Source organism: Burkholderia savannae (assembly GCF_001524445.2).
GTDB classification, from domain to species: Bacteria; Pseudomonadota; Gammaproteobacteria; order Burkholderiales; family Burkholderiaceae; genus Burkholderia; species Burkholderia savannae.
Genome location: NZ_CP013417.1, coordinates 334,846 through 355,627, shown reverse-complemented (window position 1 = coordinate 355,627; position 20,782 = coordinate 334,846). Strand labels below are relative to the sequence as shown.

11 protein-coding genes, 2 tRNA genes and 3 rRNA genes are annotated in these 20,782 nt (G+C 62.2%); 1 reads left to right on the top strand and 15 read right to left on the bottom strand.

The annotated features are described in order from the left end of the window. Positions 1-2: 2 nt before the first annotated feature. The 7 genes from WS78_RS01915 to coq7 all read right to left on the bottom strand — a co-directional run bounded on the left by WS78_RS01915 (position 3) and on the right by coq7 (position 7,521). Positions 3-1,409 (bottom strand): UDP-N-acetylmuramoyl-tripeptide--D-alanyl-D-alanine ligase, encoded by a 1,407-nt coding sequence (locus tag WS78_RS01915; RefSeq protein ID WP_038754485.1) that lies wholly within the window; start codon positions 1,407-1,409, stop codon positions 3-5. After that, positions 1,406-2,950, bottom strand: coding sequence for a UDP-N-acetylmuramoyl-L-alanyl-D-glutamate--2,6-diaminopimelate ligase (locus tag WS78_RS01910; RefSeq protein WP_038754487.1), 1,545 nt, complete (start codon positions 2,948-2,950; stop codon positions 1,406-1,408). Before WS78_RS01910 ends, WS78_RS01915 begins: the two co-directional genes overlap by 4 nt. Continuing rightward, positions 2,947-4,791, bottom strand: coding sequence for a peptidoglycan D,D-transpeptidase FtsI family protein (locus tag WS78_RS01905; protein WP_038754490.1), 1,845 nt, complete (start codon positions 4,789-4,791; stop codon positions 2,947-2,949). Before WS78_RS01905 ends, WS78_RS01910 begins: the two co-directional genes overlap by 4 nt. After that, on the bottom strand, positions 4,788-5,117 hold the full coding sequence (ftsL, locus tag WS78_RS01900) for a cell division protein FtsL (RefSeq protein WP_038754492.1): 330 nt from the start codon (positions 5,115-5,117) through the stop codon (positions 4,788-4,790). The genes WS78_RS01905 and ftsL overlap by 4 nt, the downstream gene beginning before the upstream one ends. Continuing rightward, entirely contained in the window at positions 5,114-6,055 is a 942-nt protein-coding gene (rsmH, locus tag WS78_RS01895; RefSeq protein ID WP_038754495.1) for a 16S rRNA (cytosine(1402)-N(4))-methyltransferase RsmH, read from the bottom strand. The genes ftsL and rsmH overlap by 4 nt, the downstream gene beginning before the upstream one ends. A 23-nt stretch (positions 6,056-6,078) precedes the next feature. Beyond that, positions 6,079-6,507, bottom strand: a complete 429-nt coding sequence (gene mraZ / locus WS78_RS01890) for a division/cell wall cluster transcriptional repressor MraZ (protein WP_038754498.1) — start codon at positions 6,505-6,507, stop codon at positions 6,079-6,081. Positions 6,508-6,894: 387 nt separating this feature from the next. Then, positions 6,895-7,521, bottom strand: a complete 627-nt coding sequence (coq7, locus tag WS78_RS01885; protein WP_038754501.1) for a 2-polyprenyl-3-methyl-6-methoxy-1,4-benzoquinone monooxygenase — start codon at positions 7,519-7,521, stop codon at positions 6,895-6,897. Between the two features lie 281 nt (positions 7,522-7,802). On the opposite strand from coq7, the gene WS78_RS01880 reads away from it, so the two are divergent. Beyond that, complete coding sequence (locus WS78_RS01880; RefSeq protein WP_059583241.1) at positions 7,803-8,963, top strand: porin; 1,161 nt, start codon at positions 7,803-7,805, stop codon at positions 8,961-8,963. 643 nt (positions 8,964-9,606) lie between these two features. Here the strand turns inward: WS78_RS01880 and WS78_RS01875 are convergent. From WS78_RS01875 to WS78_RS01825, 8 genes are all read right to left on the bottom strand, one after another. Next, positions 9,607-11,280, bottom strand: a complete 1,674-nt coding sequence (locus WS78_RS01875; RefSeq protein WP_038754507.1) for a long-chain fatty acid--CoA ligase — start codon at positions 11,278-11,280, stop codon at positions 9,607-9,609. A gap of 139 nt (positions 11,281-11,419) precedes the next feature. After that, the gene (locus WS78_RS01870; protein ID WP_059583238.1) at positions 11,420-13,495 is read right to left on the bottom strand and encodes a molybdopterin-containing oxidoreductase family protein; all 2,076 of its coding nucleotides are present in this window, start codon (positions 13,493-13,495) and stop codon (positions 11,420-11,422) included. A 370-nt stretch (positions 13,496-13,865) separates the two neighbouring features. Next, positions 13,866-13,979: ribosomal RNA gene (gene rrf, locus WS78_RS01865) — 5S ribosomal RNA — on the bottom strand. A 189-nt stretch (positions 13,980-14,168) separates the two neighbouring features. Next, positions 14,169-17,049, bottom strand: a 23S ribosomal RNA gene (locus tag WS78_RS01860). A gap of 454 nt (positions 17,050-17,503) precedes the next feature. Next, positions 17,504-17,579: transfer RNA gene (locus WS78_RS01850), tRNA-Ala, on the bottom strand. 38 nt (positions 17,580-17,617) lie between these two features. Further along, a tRNA-Ile gene (locus WS78_RS01845) sits at positions 17,618-17,694 on the bottom strand. A gap of 63 nt (positions 17,695-17,757) precedes the next feature. Beyond that, positions 17,758-19,290: ribosomal RNA gene (locus WS78_RS01840) — 16S ribosomal RNA — on the bottom strand. Together the 16S, 23S and 5S rRNA genes with 2 tRNA genes alongside form the textbook arrangement of a ribosomal RNA operon. A 585-nt stretch (positions 19,291-19,875) precedes the next feature. Next, positions 19,876-20,652 carry an enoyl-CoA hydratase gene (locus WS78_RS01825; RefSeq protein WP_059584410.1) on the bottom strand — a complete coding sequence of 259 codons (777 nt, stop codon included), beginning with the start codon at positions 20,650-20,652 and terminating at the stop codon, positions 19,876-19,878. Between the last annotated feature and the right edge of the window lie 130 nt (positions 20,653-20,782).

Genomic DNA, 20,782 nt, shown 5'->3' with positions numbered 1-20,782 from the left:
CCTCAGTGTGCGCCGGGCGCTGCGCCCGGCGCGGTTTCGTTCGCGAGCGCGCCGACGACGCGCTCCATCTTCATGAACCGCGAGCCCTTCACGAGGAGCGTCGCGTGCGCGCCGAAGCTCGCGGCGAGCAGCGCGGCGGTCAGCGCCGCCGCGTCGTCGAAGTGGCGCGCGGCCCCGCCGTACGCCTCGCACGCGGGCAGCGTGGCCGCGCCGAGCGCGAAAAGCGCGTCGATCCCGCGCTCGCGCGCATAGCCGCCGATCTCGCGATGAAACGCCGGCCCATCGTCGCCGACTTCGCCCATCTCGCCGATCACGAGCACGCGCGGCGCCGATTGCGCGGCGAGCACGTCGATCGCGGCGCGCATCGAATCGGGGTTCGCGTTGTAGGTGTCGTCGATCACCGTCGCGCCCGCGAGCGAGCCGATGGTCGCGCGCGTCACCTGCAGCCGCCCCTTCACGGGCACGAACGCCTCGAGCCCCGCTTTGATCGCCGCGGGCGGCACGCCGGCCGCGAGCGCCGCCGCCGCCGCGGCGAGCGCGTTGCGCGCGTTGTGCTCGCCGAGCGCGTTGAGCTGCACGTCGACGCGGCCGCCGGGCGTCGCGATCGCGAGCCGGCTGCCGTCGAGCGCGCCCGTCACCGCGGCGGGCGTGTCGCGCCCGGCGCCGTGCAGCGCGAAGTCGACGATCCGGTTGCCGGTCGCCGCGACGCGCCAGATGCCCGCGTACGCGTCGTCGGCCGGAAACACCGCGACGCCGTCCGGGCCGAGCGCGTGGATGACGGCCGCGTGCTCGAGCGCGACCGCCTCGACCGTCGCCATGAATTCCTGATGCTCGCGCTGCGCGTTGTTCACGAGCGCGACCGTCGGCGCGGCAATGCGCGCGAGCGTTTCCGTCTCGCCCGGATGATTCATCCCGAGCTCGACGACCGCGAGCCGGTGCGCGGCGGTGAGGCGCAGCAGCGTGAGCGGCAGGCCGACGTCGTTGTTGAAGTTGCCCGAGGTCGCAAGGCGCGCGTCATCGCCGACCGCCGCCGCGAAGATCGACGCGATCATCTCCTTCACGGTCGTCTTGCCGTTGCTGCCCGTGACCGCGACGAGCGGCATCGAAAAGCGCATCCGCCAGCCGTGCGCGAGCGCGCCGAGCGCGGCGCGCGTATCGGCAACCTTCAGCGCGGGCAGGTTCCATTCGGCCGGGCTGCGCGATACGATCGCGGCGCTCGCGCCGCGCGCGGCCACGTCGCCGACGAAATCGTGCGCGTCGAAGCGCTCGCCCTTCAGCGCGACGAACAGATCGCCCGGCCCCGCCGTGCGGCTGTCCGTCGACACCCGCTCGAACGACGCGCGCTCGTCGCCGAGCACCGTCGCGCCGGGAATCATCGCCGCGGCTTCGCGCAAGGTCAGCATCGTCATTCGCCGCCTCCGCGAGTCTGCGTCGTGCGCGCGGCGAGCGCGAGGCGCGCATGATCCTGATCGGAGAACGTGCGCTTCTTGCCCATGATTTCCTGCGTCGCCTCGTGCCCCTTGCCGGCCAGCAGCACGACGTCCTCGCGCGCGGCGCCGCGCACCGCCTGCAGGATCGCGCTCGCGCGGTCCTCGATGCGGCGCGCCTTCGCGGCGTCCTGCATGCCGGCGGCGATCTGGTCGATGATCGTCTGCGGATTCTCGCTGCGCGGGTTGTCGCTCGTCACGACGACCTTGTCCGCGAGCCGCTCGGCGATCGCGCCCATCAGCGGGCGCTTGGTCGCGTCGCGGTCGCCGCCGCAGCCGAACATGCAGACGAGCTCGCCGCCGCGCGCTTGCGCGATCGGGCGCAGCGCGTCGAGCGTCTTCTCGAGCGCGTCCGGCGTGTGCGCGTAGTCGACGACGACGAGTGGCTCGTCGTTCTGAAGCCGCCCGCCGAGCCGCTGCATCCGCCCGTTGACCGATTCGAGCTTCTGGATTTCCGCGAGCGCCGCGTCGAGCGGCACGTCGGCCACGAGCAGCGTGCCGAGCACCGCGAGCAGATTGCTCACGTTGAACGCGCCGAGCGTGCCGACTTCGACGTCCGCTTCGCCCCACGACGAGCTCAGATGAAATGCGGTGCCCGTCGCGGTCGCGCGCACGTTCGTCGCGACGAGCTCGCGATCGGCGTCCGCCGCTCGCGGCCGCGCGCCGATCCCGTACGCGATCGTCCGCACGCGGCCGGCGAGATTCGCGAGCAGGCGGCGGCCGGCCGGATCGTCGCGATTGACGATCGCGACGCGCAGCCCGCGCCACGCGAAGAGCTTCGTCTTCGCCGCCTCGTAAGCCTCGAACGTGCGGTGGTAATCGAGGTGATCCTGCGTCAGGTTCGTGAACACCGCGACGTCGAACGCGGTGCCGTTCACGCGCCCCTGGTGCAGCGCGTGCGACGACACTTCCATCGCAATGGCCTGCGCGCCCGCGCCGCGCAGCTGCGCGAGGCTGCGCTGCAGTTGCGGCGCGTCCGGCGTCGTGAAGCCCGTGTGCACGAGCTGTCCGGGCATCCCGCTGCCGAGCGTGCCGATCACCGCGCACGGCTCGCGCAACGCGGTGAGCGCGGTCGCGATCCATTGCGTGCACGACGTCTTGCCGTTCGTGCCCGTCACGCCGACCGTGAACAGCGCATCGCTCGGATCGCCGTACCAGCCGCTCGCGATGTCGCCCGCGAGCTCGTCGAGCGCGGGCACGGCGAGCGACGTCGCGGGGTCGAGACCTTCGGCCGAGAACCCTTCCGGCTGATACAGCACGGCCGCCGCGCCGCGCGCGAGCGCGTCGGCAATGAACGGACGATTGTCCGCGCCGTCGACCGCATAGGCGACGAATATGTCGCCTGCTTGCAGGCTGCGCGTGTCGGCATGCAATTGCGCGCCGGACGCGGCATGCGCGCGCAGCCACGCGAGCGCGGCTGCGATCTGTTGGTGCGCCGGATGAGAACTGCGCGCGGCGCTCATCGAACTACTCCAGGACGGTTGTGTGTCGTGCTCGACACGATCATGTGCTTCGCCGGCGCGTTCGCGGCCAGCTTCTGCGGGGCGGCTGAGTTCGCCATATCGTCCGACACGACAAGCTGCTTGACCGGCATGTTGGGCGGCACGTTCAGCGCGCGCAGCGTGTCGCCGACGATCGCGGAGAACACGGGGCCTGACACCTGGCCGCCGAAGTGGCCGCCCATCGTAGGCTCGTCGACCGACACCGCGACGACGATGCGCGGATTCGGCATCGGCGCCATCCCGACGAACGACGCACGATACTTCTTGTGATCATAGCCGCGGCCGACCTGCTTGTAAGCGGTGCCGCTCTTGCCGCCGACGCGGTAGCCCGGCACCGCCGCGTTCGGCGACGTGCCCTGCGGCGACACGACGGATTCGAGCATCGTGCGCACTTCGCGCGCGGTCGTCGGCGAGAAGATGCGCGGCCCGGTCGCCGGCTGCGCGTCGCTCGTCTTGAAGATCGTAACGGGCATCAGCTCGCCGTCGTGCGCGATCGCGGTGTACGCGCGCGCGAGCTGGAACAGCGACACCGACAGGCCGTAGCCGTACGACATCGTCGCCTGCTCGATCCGCCGCCAGTTCTTCCACGGACGCAGCCGGCCCGCCGCCGCGCCGGGGAACCCGACCTTCGGCGCCTGCCCGAGCCCGATGCCCGCATACATATTCCACATTTCCTCGGGCTTCATCGTCATCGCGATCTTCGTCGCGCCGATGTTGCTCGATTTCTGGATCACGCCGCCCACCGTCAGCGTGCCGAAACCCGAATCGTCGGTGATCGGCGCGCCGTCGAGCACGAAGTGGCCGTTGCCCGTGTCGACGAGCGTGTTCGGCGTCACGCGATGCAGATCGAGCGCGAGCGACACCGTGAACGGCTTCATGATCGAGCCCGGCTCGAACACGTCGGTCAGCACGCGGTTGCGCAACTGCTCGCCCGTCAGGTGCGAGCGATCGTTCGGGTTGTACGTCGGATAATTGACGAGCGACAGCACCTCGCCCGTCTGCACGTCGATCACCATCGCCGCGCCCGCCTTCGCGTGAAACTTCTCGACGGCCGCCTTCAGATTCGTATACGTGATGTACTGGATCTTGCTGTCGATCGACAGATCGACGTCGTCGCCGTTGTGCGGCGGCACCTGCGCGTCGACGTCCTCGACGATGTGCCCGACGCGGTCCTTGATCACGTGGCGGCTGCCCGGCGTGCCGACGAGCATCTTCTGGTCGGCGAGCTCGACGCCCTCCTGCCCTTCGTCCTCGACGTTCGTGAAGCCGATCAGGTGCGCGGTGATCTCGCCTTCCGGATAGAAGCGCTTGTACTCGGCACGCTGATAGATGCCGGGAATGTCGAGCTTCGCGACCTGGTCGGCGACGTCGAGCGGCACCTGGCGCTTCACGTAGACGAAAGTCTTGTCCTCCGACAGCTTCGTCTTCAGCTCCTTCGCCGTCATCCCGAGCAGCTTGCCGAGCGCGTCGAGCTTGTCCGCGCCGAGATCGTCGGGCACGTCGGCGGGAATCGCCCAGATCGCGCGCACGGGCAGGCTCGTCGCCAGCACGAGGCCGTTGCGATCGAGGATCTTGCCGCGCGTCGCCGGCAATTCGAGCGTGCGCTGATAGCGGCTTTCGCCCTGTTTCTGATAGAACGCGTTGCCGGGCCCCTGAATCCAGAACGCGCGGATCGCGAGCGCGACGAACGCCATGAACAGCATGAACACGACGAGCTTCGAGCGCCACATCGGCAGATGGACCGACAGCACCGGGCTCGATGCGAACTTCACGCCTTGCGTGCGCTTCGACGCGGGCTTCATCGCGCGCCCCCCTGCGACGCGGCGGACGCCGGCAGCGGCGCGTCGACGGCCTTCGCCGCGCCGGGCGCGAGCGTCAGGTACTGCGTGCGCCCCGTCGTGATCGACTGCATCTTCAGCGAGCTCGTCGCGAGCTGCTCGATGCGCGACGTCTTCGACAGCGCGCTCTGCTGATACTGAAGCTGCGCGTAGTCCTGCTGAAGCTGATGCTCCTGCGATTGCGCGCGCTGCAATTGAATGAAGATCTGCCGCTGCTGGTTGGTCGAATTGACGACCGACAGCGCGCATCCCATCACGATGATCAGCAGGAAGATGTTGAGGCGGCTCATGGCGCGACGCGCTCCGCGATGCGCATCACCGCCGAACGGGCACGCGGATTGGCCACGACTTCCGCGTCGCTCGGAAACTTCCGGCCGAGCAGCTTGAGCGGCGGGCTGGGCAGATCGACGGCGCGGATCGGCAGGCGGCGGTCGACCGCAGGCGCGCTGGCGTGCGTCTGCATGAATCGCTTGACGATCCGGTCCTCGAGCGAATGAAAGCTGATGACCACCAGCCGCCCCCCTTGCTCCAACAACGACAGTGCTGCCTCTAGAACGACTTGCAGGTCCGCAAGCTCTTGATTGACGTGAATCCGTATAGCTTGAAAGGTGCGGGTTGCCGGGTCCTTGCCCTTCTCACGGGTCTTGACGACGTGACCCACGATTTCGGCAAGCTCGCCCGTGCTGTCGAGAGGCCCGAGACGGCCGGACTCTGCCCGGCGAGCAACAATCGCCTTTGCAATCTGAAAAGCAAACCGTTCTTCCCCATAATCTCGTATCACCTCCGTCAATTCCTGCACCGACGCCCGCGCGAGCCACTCGGCCGCCGACTCGCCGCGCGTCGGGTCCATCCGCATGTCGAGCGGGCCGTTCGCGCGGAAACTGAAACCCCGCTGCGGATCATCCACCTGCGGCGACGACACGCCCAGGTCCAGCAACACGCCCGACACCCGCCCCACTCCGCGCGCGTCGAGCGCACCCTTCAGCGCCGCGAAGCTGTCGTGGACGATCTCGAAGCGCGCGTCCTCGATGCCCTTCGCCGTCTCGATCGCGCGCGGGTCCTTGTCGAACGCAATCAGCCGCCCCGCTTCGCCCAAGCGCGCGAGCACCGCGCGGCTATGGCCGCCGCGTCCGAACGTGCCGTCGACGTACACGCCGTCGGGCCGCGTCACGAGCGCATCGACCGCTTCGTCCAACAGCACCGTGCGATGCTGCAATTCGTTTCCCATCGCGGGCGTCTCCGTCACCGCAATCAGAACGTGAAATTCTTCAGCGCTTCGGGCATGCCCTGCGCCATCGCCGCCTGCTCCTTCGCGATGTAGGTCTGCGCGTCCCACAGCTCGAAGTGACTTCCCATTCCCAGCAACATGACTTCCTTTTCCAGCCCGGCCGCCATCCGCAGCTCGGGAGACACCAGAATCCGGCCCGCGCTGTCGAGATCGACGTCCATCGCGTTGCCGAGAAAAATACGGCGCCACCAATGCGCATCCATCGGCAGCGCGGCGATCTTCGCGCGGAACACTTCCCATTCGGGGCGCGGAAACAGCAACAGGCAGCCGTCCGGGTGCTTGGTCACAGTCACCCGTCCTTCTGCCTGTCCTTGCAGCGCTTCGCGATAGCGAGACGGCACCGACATCCGCCCTTTCGCATCGAGCGTCAGCGCCGACGCCCCTTGGAACACTTTTCCGCTCTCCCGATCAGGGCACCGAAGTACCCGCCCAATGCTGAGAATCTAGCCGGAAAAGCCCGGCAAATCACACAAAAATACACTTTCTCACACTGTCTCCCACTTTAGAGGAAGGCCTATGGGCGGTCAAGGGAGGCTCCCGTTTTTTTGACGAATTTTGTTAGTCAGAACAAGGACTTACGCTCGCCTCCTCAAGCTGACCCTCAAACCAAAAAACGTTATAAATGAATGGGCTAGTGCATCTTGTGAAAGTGGTACATGAGAAGCACGCCCCAGGTGGGCGCGACAGCAGGTATTTCGGCGGGGGAAAAGGCGCGGGAAAAGAGGCGGGTTTCCGTCGTCGGCCGGGACGCCGCGCATGCGGCCGTCCCGACGTATGTCTCACAGATAGTATGCAGTGCTTGTCATGACTTTCGACGCGGCGCGCATCAGCATCCGCGCCGGCATCGGCAGCTCGATGCCGCCCGCGTCGGTCGCCGTCTTGCCGTGCTTGACCTCGTCGGCGCGCATCTGCTCGACGATCGCGCGCGATTCGACATCGGCCGCCGGCAGCGCCGACAGATGGCTGTCCAGATGGCTCTCGACCTGCCGCTCCGTCTCGGCCATGAAGCCGAGGCTCACCTTGTCGCCGAGACGCCCGGCGACGACGCCGATCGCGAGCGCGCCCGCATACCACAGCGGATTCAGCAGGCTCGGCCGCGAATCGAGTTGCTTCAGGCGGTGCGCGGTCCACGCGAGGTGATCCTCCTCCTCGCGCCCCGCATGCTCGAACATCTCCTTTAACTCGGACGACGACGTCGTGAGCTTCTGCGCCTGATAGAGCGCCTGCGCGCAGACCTCGCCGACGTGATTCACCCGCATCAGCCCCGCCGCGTGCTTGCGCTCGGCGGCAGTGAGCTCGGCGGGCGCCGCGGCATCAGGCGCGGGCACCGGCCGGCTCATCCGGCTCACGCCCGTGATCGAGCGCAGGCCCCGGTCAAATTCACTGATCAGTTCGTCAAACACCATCGCGTTTCTCCGTGCGGGCATATTGCACGCAGTAAGGAATTCGTAACAATTTTATTGCGGCTACCTAGCACGGTAGCGCCGGAAAATAGCGGTTAACCCGTGATTTTAACCATTGTTGCGTAAAGGAAACATGGGAGACGCGCGCACCGCTCTTTCGCTTTGTCCCAAAAAGTCCTTTTGCTACATTACGAGCGGCTTCATTCGAAGTTCGCGCGGGTATCGCCATCAAAAACAAACATCGGCCCCGCCACAATAAATTTGTCATCCTTGGAGATCTTTTAATGAAAAAGTCGCTTCTCGCGCTCGTCGCGCTGAGCGCGTTCGCTGGCGCCGCTCATGCGCAAAGCAGCGTGACGCTGTACGGCATCATCGACGAAGGCTTCAACATCAACACCAACGCTGGTGGCAAGCACCTGTACAACCTGTCGAGCGGCGTCATGCAGGGTAGCCGCTGGGGCCTGCGCGGCACGGAAGACCTCGGCGGCGGCCTGAAGGCTGTGTTCGTCCTCGAAAACGGCTTCGACGTGAACTCCGGCAAGTTCGGTCAGGGCGGCCTCGAATTCGGCCGTCAGGCTTACGTCGGCCTGTCGAGCGGCTTCGGCACCGTCACGCTCGGCCGCCAGTACGACTCCGTCGTCGACTTCGTCGGTCCGCTGGAAGCGGGCGATCAGTGGGGCGGCTACATCGCCGCTCACCCGGGCGACCTCGACAACTTCAACAACGCGTACCGCGTGAACAACGCAGTCAAGTTCACGAGCGCGAACTACGGCGGCTTCACGTTCGGCGGCCTGTACAGCTTCGGCGGCGTCGCCGGCGACTTCAGCCGCAACCAGACCTGGTCGCTCGGCGCAGGCTACACGAACGGCCCGCTCGTGCTGGGCGTCGGCTACTTGAACGCGCGCACGCCGGCGACGGCTGGCGGCCTGTTCGGCAACAACACGACGACGAGCACGCCGGCTGCCGTGACGACCCCGGTCTACGCAGGCTACGCATCGGCTCACACGTACCAGGTGATCGGTGCGGGCGGCGCCTACTCGTTCGGCGCGGCGACGGTCGGCGTCACGTACTCGAACATCAAGTTCATGAATTTCGCGAGCACGGCATTCCCGAGCCAGACCGCGACGTTCAACAACGCGGAAGTCAACTTCAAGTATCAGTTGACCCCGGCGCTCCTCGCCGGCGCGGCGTATGACTACACGCAAGGCAGCAAGATCGCCGGCGCGTCGGCAGCCAAGTATCACCAGGGCTCGGTCGGCGTCGACTACTTCCTGTCGAAGCGCACCGACGTCTACGCAATCGGCGTGTATCAGCACGCTTCGGGCAACGTGATCGAAGCCGACGGCAACACGGTCGGCCCGGCAACCGCCGCGATCAACGGCCTGACGCCGTCGTCGAACCGCAACCAGTTCGCGGCGCGCGTGGGCATCCGCCACAAGTTCTAATAAGCGGGTAACACTCGGTAGTAACTTAAAAGGCGCCTTCGGGCGCCTTTTTTATTGATGCGGGTTCGGCCTGCGACAGGTTGGCGCTTTTTTGCTGGGTCGAAGAGATGTCGGGCGGCGCAAGAAGGTAAGCGCACGCACCGCAACGATAGCCTGGCTTCCGAGTTGCCGGCCGCGAAACGTGCGGAAGCGGCGAACCGGCGTGCAAGGAGGGGCAGCAACGCTACGGCCTCCGGGGGCGGTGCCGGAACGGCTGCGCGAGCACGGTTGCGGGATTGCGTTCATTCATCCGGCCTTGCACGATCGCGTTCCGCCATGCGTCAGCGAGAATCGAAGCCGTTCGCGCCGGAATGTCGCATCAAGGAAACCGTTCGCATTTGCGCGGGCATGAACCGCCACACGTCGACATTCAATGCAAAACGCCCGATGCGGCGCACCGGGCGTTATGGCGATCAACTTCTGCCGACCTGTTCCGGAACTCGACGTTGATGCGACCGTGAGAAACAGCGCAGCGGTTCGAAAGCAAGCGTCCCGGGAAGCGAACGCCTCGATTCGGAAACGAGCGGACGGCAGCCGCCGCAGGCCCGCCGCGTCAAGCCGGGCGACGCCGCCGCCCATTCTGAGCGCGGCGGGGCGATGCCCGTTACGCCTTGCCGTCGCGCAACTCGCGCCGCAGGATCTTGCCGACGTTGGTCTTCGGCAGATCGGCGCGGAATTCGACGTACTTCGGCCGCTTGTAGCCAGTGAGCCGATCCTTGCAGTAGGCGATCAGATCCTTGTCGGTGAGCGCCGGGTCCTTCTTGACGACGAACAGCTTCACCGCCTCGCCCGAGTGCTCGTCGGGCACGCCGACGGCCGCGACTTCGAACACGCCCGGGTGCGACGCGACCACGTCCTCGACCTCGTTCGGATAGACGTTGAAGCCCGACACGAGAATCATGTCCTTCTTGCGGTCGACGATCTTCACGTAGCCGCGTTCGTCCATCACGCCGACGTCGCCCGTCTTGAAGAAACCGTCCGGCATCATGACCTTCGCGGTTTCGTCCGGGCGATTCCAGTAGCCCGCCATCACCTGCGGACCGCGAATGCAGATCTCGCCCGGCTGGCCCAGCGGCACGTCGTCACCCGCGTCGTCGCGGATTGCGATCTCGGTCGACGGTAGCGGCAAGCCGATCGTGCCGCTATATTCGGTGGCGGTGACCGGGTTGCAGGTCGCGACAGGCGAGGTTTCGGACAAGCCGTAGCCTTCGACGATCGGCGTCTTCGTCTTGTCGTACCAGCGCTTCGCGACGCTTTCCTGAATCGCCATCCCGCCGCCGTTGGCGACCGCGAGCTTCGAGAAATCGAGCTGCTCGAAATCCGGATGGTTCAGCAGCGCGTTGTACAGCGTGTTGACGGCCGGAATCGTGATGATCTGGTAGCCCTTCAACTCCTTGATCATGCCGGCGATGTCGCGCGGATTCGGGATCAAAATCCCCGTGCCGCCCGTGCGCAGCGTCAGCAGCCCGCAGACAGTCAGCGCGAACACGTGATAGAGCGGCAGCGCGATCACGGTGATGAACTGCTTCACTTCCGGGCGCTTCGCATGCGCCGGCTCATGCCATGCCTGCGCCTGCAGCACGTTCGACACGATGTTGCGATGAAGCAGCGTCGCGCCCTTCGCGACGCCCGTCGTGCCGCCCGTGTACTGGAGGAACGCGACGTCGTCGGGCGCAGGCTTCGCCTGCTTGAAGGACTGCCGGCCGCCCGCGGCGAGCGCCGCATTGAATCGCGTGTACGACGGCAGGCTCCATGCCGGCACCATCTTCTTCACGCGGCGCACGACGTAATTGACGAGGACGCCCTTCACGCCGAGCAGATCGCCCATCGCGGCGACAACGACGTGCTTGACCGACGTCTTCGCAATCACCGCCTGCAGCGTCGTCGCGAAGTTCTCGAGGATCACGATCGCCTCGGCGCCGCTGTCCTTCAATTGGTGCTCGAGTTCGCGCGGCGTATAGAGCGGATTGACGTTGACGACCGTATAGCCCGCGCGCAGCACCGCGGCGATCGCCACCGGGTACTGCAGCACGTTCGGCATCATGATCGCGACCCGCGCGCCGCGCGACAGGCCGCGCGACTGAAGCCACGCGCCGAGCTTGCGCGACAGCACGTCCAGCTCGCCGTACGTGATCGCCTTGCCCATGCAGATGAACGCCTTCTGGTCCCGATAAAGACTAAAGCTCTCGTCGAGCAGATCGGGGACGGACGAATACGGGGACGCGTCAATTTCGGCCGGGACACCGAGCGGATACGATTTCAGCCAAATTTTGTCCATGCGGCGCGTCTCCTCACTGATTTTCGAATGGTCGTGCTAAAAATTGGCATCGTAACGGGTCGGCCCGGTCCAGACAACCGGGTTAGACACTCCTTTCCAACTTGCGTAAAGATGCCGGAACGTTCGCTGCCGAATCGCGTCATCCGCGCTCGACCTCGACCAGACAGTCGTAGAACGTCGCGCCGCGGCCCAGATCGGTCAGCGCCTGGCTCGTCACCTGATTTGCGTTGCGGCCGTCCGGCGCAAGCTTCTTCCACCAGATCGACAGGCCGACGACGAGCCCTTCCCGCGCCCGGTCGGTCACGCGAGCCTTCGCGCGCAGCGAACCGCGATCGTTGAAGATACGCACCGGGTCGCCGTCGGCAATGCCGCGATGCTCGGCGTCGGCCGGATGGATGTCGAGGTGCGGCTCGCCCTCCGTCGCGCGCAGGCTCGCGACGTTGACGAACGTGCTGTTCAGGAAGTGGCGGGCGGGCGGCGAGATCATCGCGAGCGGATAGCGGGCAGCCAGCTCGGGCGCGCCGTCCGCGGATTCGTAAGGCGGCAGGTAGTCCGGCAATGGATCAAGGCCCATTTCTGCGAGGCGCTCGCTGTAGAACTCGCACTTCCCGGACGGCGTCCGAAAGCCGCCGTTTGCGAATGGCGCTTCGGCGAGCTTCAGCTTGAGCCAACCTGCCTGCTTGAGCGTGTCCCAATCGCTCTGCAGCGACGAATCGTTCCAGCGCAGCGACAGGCGAGCGAGCGTTTCGTCGTCGTCGTGGAGCGCCGGCTCGTCGAGCCCCATGCTGCGCGCGATGCCGCGAAATATCTCCGTGTTCGGGCGCGCCTCGCCGACCGGCGGGATCGACGGCAAGTTCGCCATCACATAGGTGTGACCATATGATTTGTGAACGTCGAGATGCTCGAGCTGCGTCGTCGCCGGCAACAGAAGATCTGCGTAGTCGGCGGTATCTGTCTTGAAATGCTCGAGAACGACGGTGAACAGGTCCTCTCGTGCAAAGCCGGCGGCGACCTTCTCCGAGTCGGGAGCAACGGCGACCGGATTCGAGTTGTAGACGATGATCGCCTCCACCTTCGGCCCGAAATCCTGATCGCCGGGATGCAGCAACGCGTCGCCAATTGCATTCATATTGATCGAACGCGGCAGCTTGTTCGGCCAATCCGGCAGCAAGTCAGGGCGCGCCAGAGCAGCGGAGTCGACTGGCGCCCATTCGGACGAGGACAGGAGCAGCCCGCCTGCGCGATCACGCCACGCCCCCGTGAGCGCGGGCAAACAGGCGATCGCGCGGACCGCGTTGCCGCCGCCGCGCACGCGCTGCATGCCGTAATTGAGACGAATCGAGGCCTTGCGCGTGCGTCCGTAAAGGCGCGCCAGCTCGACGATTTCCTCGACCGTCACGCCGCAGATCCCGGCTACGCGCTCGGGCGAATAATTCAGCGCGCGCACTTTCAGCGCATCGAAACCGAGCGTGTAATCGCGGATGTAGTCCTGATCGATAAGGCCTTCGTCGATCAACACGTGCATGATGCCAAGCGCAAGCGCACCATCCGTCCCCGGCTTCAACGCGATGTGTTGATGACATTTTTCCGCCGTCAACGAGCGGTACGGATCGATGGCGATCAGGCGCGCACCACGACGCTTGGCTTCTTGCGCGCGCGTCCAGAAATGCAGATTGGAGGCGATCGGATTTGCCCCCCAGATCAAGATGAGGTCGCTCTCCTCGTAGAATTCGAAATGCATCCCGACGCTCGCGCCGTACGTGTAGCGCAGCCCCGCGGCGCCGGCCGCCGAGCAGATCGTTCTTTCGAGGCGCGACGCACCGAGTTTGTTGAAAAAACGTTGAGCAATGCTTTCGCCCTGGATAAGCCCCATCGTTCCCGCATAGCTGTAGGGAACAATGGCTTCGGGGGCCCGGCGGGCGATTTCCGATAGCCTCTGCGCCACCAGGTTGTTCGCTTCGTCCCAACTGATCGGCTCGAATCGCCCCGCCCCTTTCCGGCCGATTCGCTTGAGGGGCACCGTGAGCCGCTCGGGGTGATGAACACGATCTGCATATCGGCTCACCTTGGTGCAGAGAACGCCTTGAGTTGGCGGATGATCGGGGTCGCCGGCGACCTTGACGGCTCTACCGTTCTCGACCGTGACGCGGATTGCGCACGTGTCGGGACAATCGTGCGGACAGACTGCTCGAGCGAATTGTGGGGGGATATTCATGCTCTGTTGCGCAAAATTTTTATTGGTTCGGAGATTTTACGCGCGGACGTCGCAAAAGTTTTTCGAGTCGAGATGCCCGGCTTACAGGCACGCCGATAGGCAAATAGCTAGATTTAAAGCAACTCGCTGTATGTGGGGGTCGCGGCGCTCACGCTGCGAAACGCGTGGAGCAGATCGGCGGACTAGACGCGAGGGCCGGTCGAATCCCAAGAGCGCGTGCGTACCGTCCGAGAGGCCCGCCCGCGCTCGAGCGAGAAGGGAGTCGAGGCGGGAGCTGGAGCGCGAGGCTCCTGCCGAGGGCGTTCAGGGGATTGGCGGAGGCGTAAAAAGCAAAACCCCCGCCGGCGAGGGCGGGGGTTTTCAGAGGGGAGCCTGACGATTACCTACTTTCACACGGGCAATCCGCACTATCATCGGCGTGGAGTCGTTTCACGGTCCTGTTCGGGATGGGAAGGGGTGGGACCGACTCGCTATGGTCATCAGGCAAAGAGGGTTGTTCTGCTGGCGCGGCCAACAGAACCAATCTGGGAAGAAGCAGTAATCTTGGGTGGGTTGTGAGGTTGTATCTCACACATACGCGGTACTTCAACCGCAGTACGTCGAGCGCCTTGCACTCGACACTCGATATCCGTGAGCGCTGACGCGCCAACGACTACCGAGACAGACTTGTTATAGGATCAAGCCTTACGGGCAATTAGTATCGGTTAGCTGAACGCATTACTGCGCTTACACACCCGACCTATCAACGTCCTGGTCTCGAACGACCCTTCAAGGGGATCAAGTCCCCGGGGAAGTCTCATCTTAAGGCGAGTTTCCCGCTTAGATGCTTTCAGCGGTTATCTCTTCCGAACATAGCTACCCGGCGATGCGACTGGCGTCACAACCGGTACACCAGAGGTTCGTCCACTCCGGTCCTCTCGTACTAGGAGCAGCCCCCTTCAAACTTCCAACGCCCACGGCAGATAGGGACCAAACTGTCTCACGACGTTTTAAACCCAGCTCACGTACCTCTTTAAATGGCGAACAGCCATACCCTTGGGACCGGCTACAGCCCCAGGATGAGATGAGCCGACATCGAGGTGCCAAACACCGCCGTCGATATGAACTCTTGGGCGGTATCAGCCTGTTATCCCCAGAGTACCTTTTATCCGTTGAGCGATGGCCCTTCCATACAGAACCACCGGATCACTATGACCTGCTTTCGCACCTGCTCGACTTGTCGGTCTCGCAGTTAAGCACGCTTATGCCATTGCACTATCAGCACGATTTCCGACCGTACCTAGCGTACCTTCGTACTCCTCCGTTACGCTTTGGGAGGAGACCGCCCCAGTCAAACTGCCTACCATGCACTGTCCCCGACCCGGATCACGGGCCAAGGTTAGAACCTCAAACAAACCAGGGTGGTATTTCAAGGACGGCTCCACCGAAACTAGCGTTCCGGTTTCATAGCCTCCCACCTATCCTACACAGATCGGTTCAAAGTCCAATGCAAAGCTACAGTAAAGGTTCATGGGGTCTTTCCGTCTAGCCGCGGGTAGATTGCATCATCACAAACACTTCAACTTCGCTGAGTCTCGGGAGGAGACAGTGTGGCCATCGTTACGCCATTCGTGCAGGTCGGAACTTACCCGACAAGGAATTTCGCTACCTTAGGACCGTTATAGTTACGGCCGCCGTTTACCGGGACTTCAATCAAGAGCTTGCACCCCATCATTTAATCTTCCGGCACCGGGCAGGCGTCACACCCTATACGTCCACTTTCGTGTTTGCAGAGTGCTGTGTTTTTATTAAACAGTCGCAGCCACCAGTTTATTGCAACCCCTTCACCCTTTGCGCGCAGGCGCATCAAGCTACCAGGGCGTACCTTATCCCGAAGTTACGGTACCAATTTGCCGAGTTCCTTCTCCCGAGTTCTCTCAAGCGCCTTAGAATACTCATCTCGCCCACCTGTGTCGGTTTGCGGTACGGTCATCGTTAAACTGAAGCTTAGAGGCTTTTCTTGGAACCACTTCCAATTGCTTCGCTTCCTAAGAAGCTCGCGCCACACCCTTGAATTCCGCGCCCGGATTTGCCTAAGCGCCTTCTCCAATGCAGCGACCGGGACTTCCAACACCCGGACAACCTTCCGCGATCCGTCCCCCCATCGCATTTAACAATGGTGCAGGAATATTGACCTGCTTCCCATCAGCTACGCATTTCTGCCTCGCCTTAGGGGCCGACTCACCCTACGCCGATGAACGTTGCGTAGGAAACCTTGGGCTTACGGCGAGGGGGCCTTTCACCCCCTTTATCGCTACTCATGTCAGCATTCGCACTTCCGATACCTCCAGCACGCTTTTCAACGCACCTTCGCAGGCTTACGGAACGCTCTCCTACCATGCGTGCAAAGCACGCATCCGCAGCTTCGGTATATGGCTTAGCCCCGTTACATCTTCCGCGCAGGACGACTCGATCAGTGAGCTATTACGCTTTCTTTAAAGGGTGGCTGCTTCTAAGCCAACCTCCTGACTGTTTTAGCCTTCCCACTTCGTTTCCCACTTAGCCATATTTGGGGACCTTAGCTGGCGGTCTGGGTTGTTTCCCTCTTGACACCGGACGTTAGCACCCGATGTCTGTCTCCCGTGATTGCACTCTTCGGTATTCGGAGTTTGCTATGGCGGGGTAATCTGCAATAGACCCCCCAACCATGACAGTGCTCTACCCCCGAAGGTGAGACACGAGGCACTACCTAAATAGTTTTCGGAGAGAACCAGCTATTTCCAAGTTTGTTTAGCCTTTCACCCCTATCCACAGCTCATCCCCTAACTTTTCAACGTTAGTGGGTTCGGACCTCCAGTACGTGTTACCGCACCTTCATCCTGGCCATGGATAGATCACTTGGTTTCGGGTCTACGCCCAGCAACTGAACGCCCTATTCGGACTCGCTTTCGCTACGCCTGCCCTATTCGGTTAAGCTTGCTACTGAACGTAAGTCGCTGACCCATTATACAAAAGGTACGCCGTCACCCCTTACGAGGCTCCGACTGTTTGTATGCATGCGGTTTCAGGATCTATTTCACTCCCCTCCCGGGGTTCTTTTCGCCTTTCCCTCACGGTACTGGTTCACTATCGGTCGATCACGAGTATTTAGCCTTGGAGGATGGTCCCCCCATCTTCAGACAGGATTTCACGTGTCCCGCCCTACTTGTCGTACACCTAGTTCTTCCATACTGTTTTCGTCTACAGGGCTATCACCTGCTATGGCCGCACTTTCCAGAGCGTTCGACTAACAATACAGATAAAGAGTACAGGCTCTTCCCATTTCGCTCGCCACTACTTTGGGAATCTCGGTTGATTTCTTTTCCTGCGGTTACTTAGATGTTTCAGTTCACCGCGTTCGCCTCACATGACCTATGTATTCAGCCATGGATACTCCAAAAGGAGTGGGTTTCCCCATTCGGACATCTACGGATCAAAGCTCGTTTGCCAGCTCCCCGTAGCTTTTCGCAGGCTACCGCGTCCTTCATCGCCTGTGATCGCCAAGGCATCCACCACATGCACTTGTTCGCTTGACCCTATAACGAGTCTGTCTCATGTCGGCCATCGTTAGCGCTTTAGCGCTTACGAGGGCCCCATCCCCGCATGGGGGACGACAGTCGCTACAGGTTGAGTTCTCGCGTTGTGCCGTATTCCAAAATTGATGTCGGTCCGGCGTTAGCGCTTTAGCGCTTACGCCGGCCCCACTCCCGAAGGGAGTAGACCCGAATCATCTTGAGATACATCGATACAATCACAACCCGGATAGTTTCCACGTCCATCTCATTAGACGCTTCCGCTATCCAAATTACTTACTTCTTCCAGATTGTTAAAGAACGACAGCCGATACATACTACGTATCACTCTGACTGGCTCAATCGCCAATGGGGAATACTCGATTCGTTCTCTCGAACCCAATCAAATATTCTCCATTGGGACTCCCTTCGGGAGTGAGATGCTCGTAAGCGCTGAAGCACTAACGAGCACCGCAATTGGTGGAGGCAGACGGGATCGAACCGACGACCCCCTGCTTGCAAAGCAGGTGCTCTCCCAGCTGAGCTATGCCCCCTACAGAGACTTCACCCAGGTTTCCTGCGCCAGACAACTTGGTGGGTCTGGTTGGATTCGAACCAACGACCCCCGCCTTATCAAGACGGTGCTCTAACCGACTGAGCTACAGACCCCTGAGTCTGTCTTGATTACAGCCGATAAGCGTGAGCGCTCAACTTCGCGGAAATAAGCTCGAGAAAGGAGGTGATCCAGCCGCACCTTCCGATACGGCTACCTTGTTACGACTTCACCCCAGTCATGAATCCTACCGTGGTGACCGTCCTCCTTGCGGTTAGACTAGCCACTTCTGGTAAAACCCACTCCCATGGTGTGACGGGCGGTGTGTACAAGACCCGGGAACGTATTCACCGCGGCATGCTGATCCGCGATTACTAGCGATTCCAGCTTCATGCACTCGAGTTGCAGAGTGCAATCCGGACTACGATCGGTTTTCTGGGATTGGCTCCCCCTCGCGGGTTGGCGACCCTCTGTTCCGACCATTGTATGACGTGTGAAGCCCTACCCATAAGGGCCATGAGGACTTGACGTCATCCCCACCTTCCTCCGGTTTGTCACCGGCAGTCTCCTTAGAGTGCTCTTGCGTAGCAACTAAGGACAAGGGTTGCGCTCGTTGCGGGACTTAACCCAACATCTCACGACACGAGCTGACGACAGCCATGCAGCACCTGTGCGCCGGTTCTCTTTCGAGCACTCCCGCCTCTCAGCAGGATTCCGACCATGTCAAGGGTAGGTAAGGTTTTTCGCGTTGCATCGAATTAATCCACATCATCCACCGCTTGTGCGGGTCCCCGTCAATTCCTTTGAGTTTTAATCTTGCGACCGTACTCCCCAGGCGGTCAACTTCACGCGTTAGCTACGTTACTAAGGAAATGAATCCCCAACAACTAGTTGACATCGTTTAGGGCGTGGACTACCAGGGTATCTAATCCTGTTTGCTCCCCACGCTTTCGTGCATGAGCGTCAGTATTGGCCCAGGGGGCTGCCTTCGCCATCGGTATTCCTCCACATCTCTACGCATTTCACTGCTACACGTGGAATTCTACCCCCCTCTGCCATACTCTAGCCTGCCAGTCACCAATGCAGTTCCCAGGTTGAGCCCGGGGATTTCACATCGGTCTTAGCAAACCGCCTGCGCACGCTTTACGCCCAGTAATTCCGATTAACGCTCGCACCCTACGTATTACCGCGGCTGCTGGCACGTAGTTAGCCGGTGCTTATTCTTCCGGTACCGTCATCCCCCTAGGGTATTAGCCCAAAGGTTTTCTTTCCGGACAAAAGTGCTTTACAACCCGAAGGCCTTCTTCACACACGCGGCATTGCTGGATCAGGGTTGCCCCCATTGTCCAAAATTCCCCACTGCTGCCTCCCGTAGGAGTCTGGGCCGTGTCTCAGTCCCAGTGTGGCTGGTCGTCCTCTCAGACCAGCTACTGATCGTCGCCTTGGTAGGCCTTTACCCCACCAACTAGCTAATCAGCCATCGGCCAACCCTATAGCGCGAGGCCCGAAGGTCCCCCGCTTTCATCCGTAGATCGTATGCGGTATTAATCCGGCTTTCGCCGGGCTATCCCCCACTACAGGACATGTTCCGATGTTTTACTCACCCGTTCGCCACTCGCCACCAGGTGCAAGCACCCGTGCTGCCGTTCGACTTGCATGTGTAAGGCATGCCGCCAGCGTTCAATCTGAGCCAGGATCAAACTCTTCAGTTCAATTCCTGTTACTGTTTTCGGTTGTTTCCAACCGGTCGCTCACTCAAAGCTGACAGGTATATGAATTGCTCCATAAACCTGACTTACTTTAGTGTGAGACTCTTGATACTTTTGCTTGCGATCCAAGGATCGCCCGCTTCCATCAAGCGCCCACACTTATCGGCTGTTCATTGTTAAAGAGCACATCTGCGAGAAGACTTCACTACTTTCTGCCGCCTTCTCAGCAGCGCTGCGTTGTCTGCAGCAGAGAAACGAGATTATGATCACTTATTCGCAGCGCGTCAACAACTTTTTTACTACCGCGTCGCGCTCCGCCCTGATCACCTTTCCGCACCGCCAGCCGGCTACCGCTTCGACCGCACCACCTCGGCATCGGAACTTCCCGCTTCCCCTCTCGCGCCGCGTTCGGCTTGGCGCGAAAGAGGCGTGATTGTAGGCATAACCCCTCCCACGCGCAAGCCCCTTTCGACAGTTTTTTGCGCCGACGCTTCGGGATCGCGAAGCGGCCGGAAAGCCGAGTCCGCCTCACTCATACGAAGCGCACCTCGTAACAACAAACAAAGACGCGCGACGCACCTCGCAAGCTCAGCGGTGCTTGAAGATCGGCTTGCGCTTTTCGACGAACGCCGCCATTCCTTCCTTCTGATCTTCGGTCGCGAACGCCGCATGGAACAAGCGGCGCTCGAAGTGCACCCCCTCCGCGAGCGTCGTCTCGTATGCGCGATTCACCGCCTCCTTCACCATCATCACGGCAGGCAGCGAGAATTCGGCGATCGTCGTCGCCGCGGCGATCGCCTCGTCGAGCAATTTGTCCGCCGGCAGTATCCGCGACACCAGGCCGGCGCGCTCCGCTTCCTCCGCATCCATGAAGCGAGCGGTCAGGCACATGTCCATCGCCTTCGCTTTCGACACCGCGCGCGGCAGGCGCTGCGTTCCGCCCGCACCCGGCAGCACGCCGAGCTTGACCTCCGGCTGGCCGAACTTCGCCGTGTCCGCCGCGAAGATGATGTCGCACATCATCGCGAGCTCGCAGCCGCCGCCCAGCGCGAACCCCGCCACCGCCGCGATGACCGGCTTGCGAATCTGACGCACCGCCTCCCAGTTGCGCGTGATGTAGTCGCCCTTGAAGACGTCCATGTACGAATAGGTCGCCATCATCCCGATGTCGGCGCCCGCCGCGAACGCTTTCTCGCTGCCCGTCAGCACGATCGCGCCGATGCCTTCGTCCGCGTCGAACGCCTTGAGCGCCGCGCCCAGCTCGTCCATCAGCGCGTCGTTCAGCGCGTTCAGCGCCTTCGGACGATTCAGCGTAATCAACCCCACCCGGCCGCGCGTCTCCACCAGGATATTTTCGTAAGCCATCTGCTTCTCCTCGATCAATGAAACATGAAATGCCGCACACGCACGAATGATTTGATGCTAACATTTTCCGACCAACCGGTCGGTTTATTAATAACCTCCACCTTCCTCAACCTTCATCAAGCCTGCCGCC

Excerpts from the sequence above, each read along its gene's own strand:
- WS78_RS01915 (WP_038754485.1), bottom strand. The coding sequence starts at position 1,409 with ATGACGATGCTGACCTTGCGCGAAGCCGCGGCGATGATTCCCGGCGCG.
- WS78_RS01910 (WP_038754487.1), bottom strand. The coding sequence starts at position 2,950 with ATGAGCGCCGCGCGCAGTTCTCATCCGGCGCACCAACAGATCGCAGCC.
- WS78_RS01905 (WP_038754490.1), bottom strand. The coding sequence starts at position 4,791 with ATGAAGCCCGCGTCGAAGCGCACGCAAGGCGTGAAGTTCGCATCGAGC.
- ftsL (WP_038754492.1), bottom strand. The coding sequence starts at position 5,117 with ATGAGCCGCCTCAACATCTTCCTGCTGATCATCGTGATGGGATGCGCG.
- rsmH (WP_038754495.1), bottom strand. The coding sequence starts at position 6,055 with ATGGGAAACGAATTGCAGCATCGCACGGTGCTGTTGGACGAAGCGGTC.
- coq7 (WP_038754501.1), bottom strand. The coding sequence starts at position 7,521 with ATGGTGTTTGACGAACTGATCAGTGAATTTGACCGGGGCCTGCGCTCG.
- WS78_RS01880 (WP_059583241.1), top strand. The coding sequence starts at position 7,803 with ATGAAAAAGTCGCTTCTCGCGCTCGTCGCGCTGAGCGCGTTCGCTGGC.
- WS78_RS01875 (WP_038754507.1), bottom strand. The coding sequence starts at position 11,280 with ATGGACAAAATTTGGCTGAAATCGTATCCGCTCGGTGTCCCGGCCGAA.
- WS78_RS01870 (WP_059583238.1), bottom strand. The coding sequence starts at position 13,495 with ATGAATATCCCCCCACAATTCGCTCGAGCAGTCTGTCCGCACGATTGT.
- WS78_RS01825 (WP_059584410.1), bottom strand. The coding sequence starts at position 20,652 with ATGGCTTACGAAAATATCCTGGTGGAGACGCGCGGCCGGGTGGGGTTG.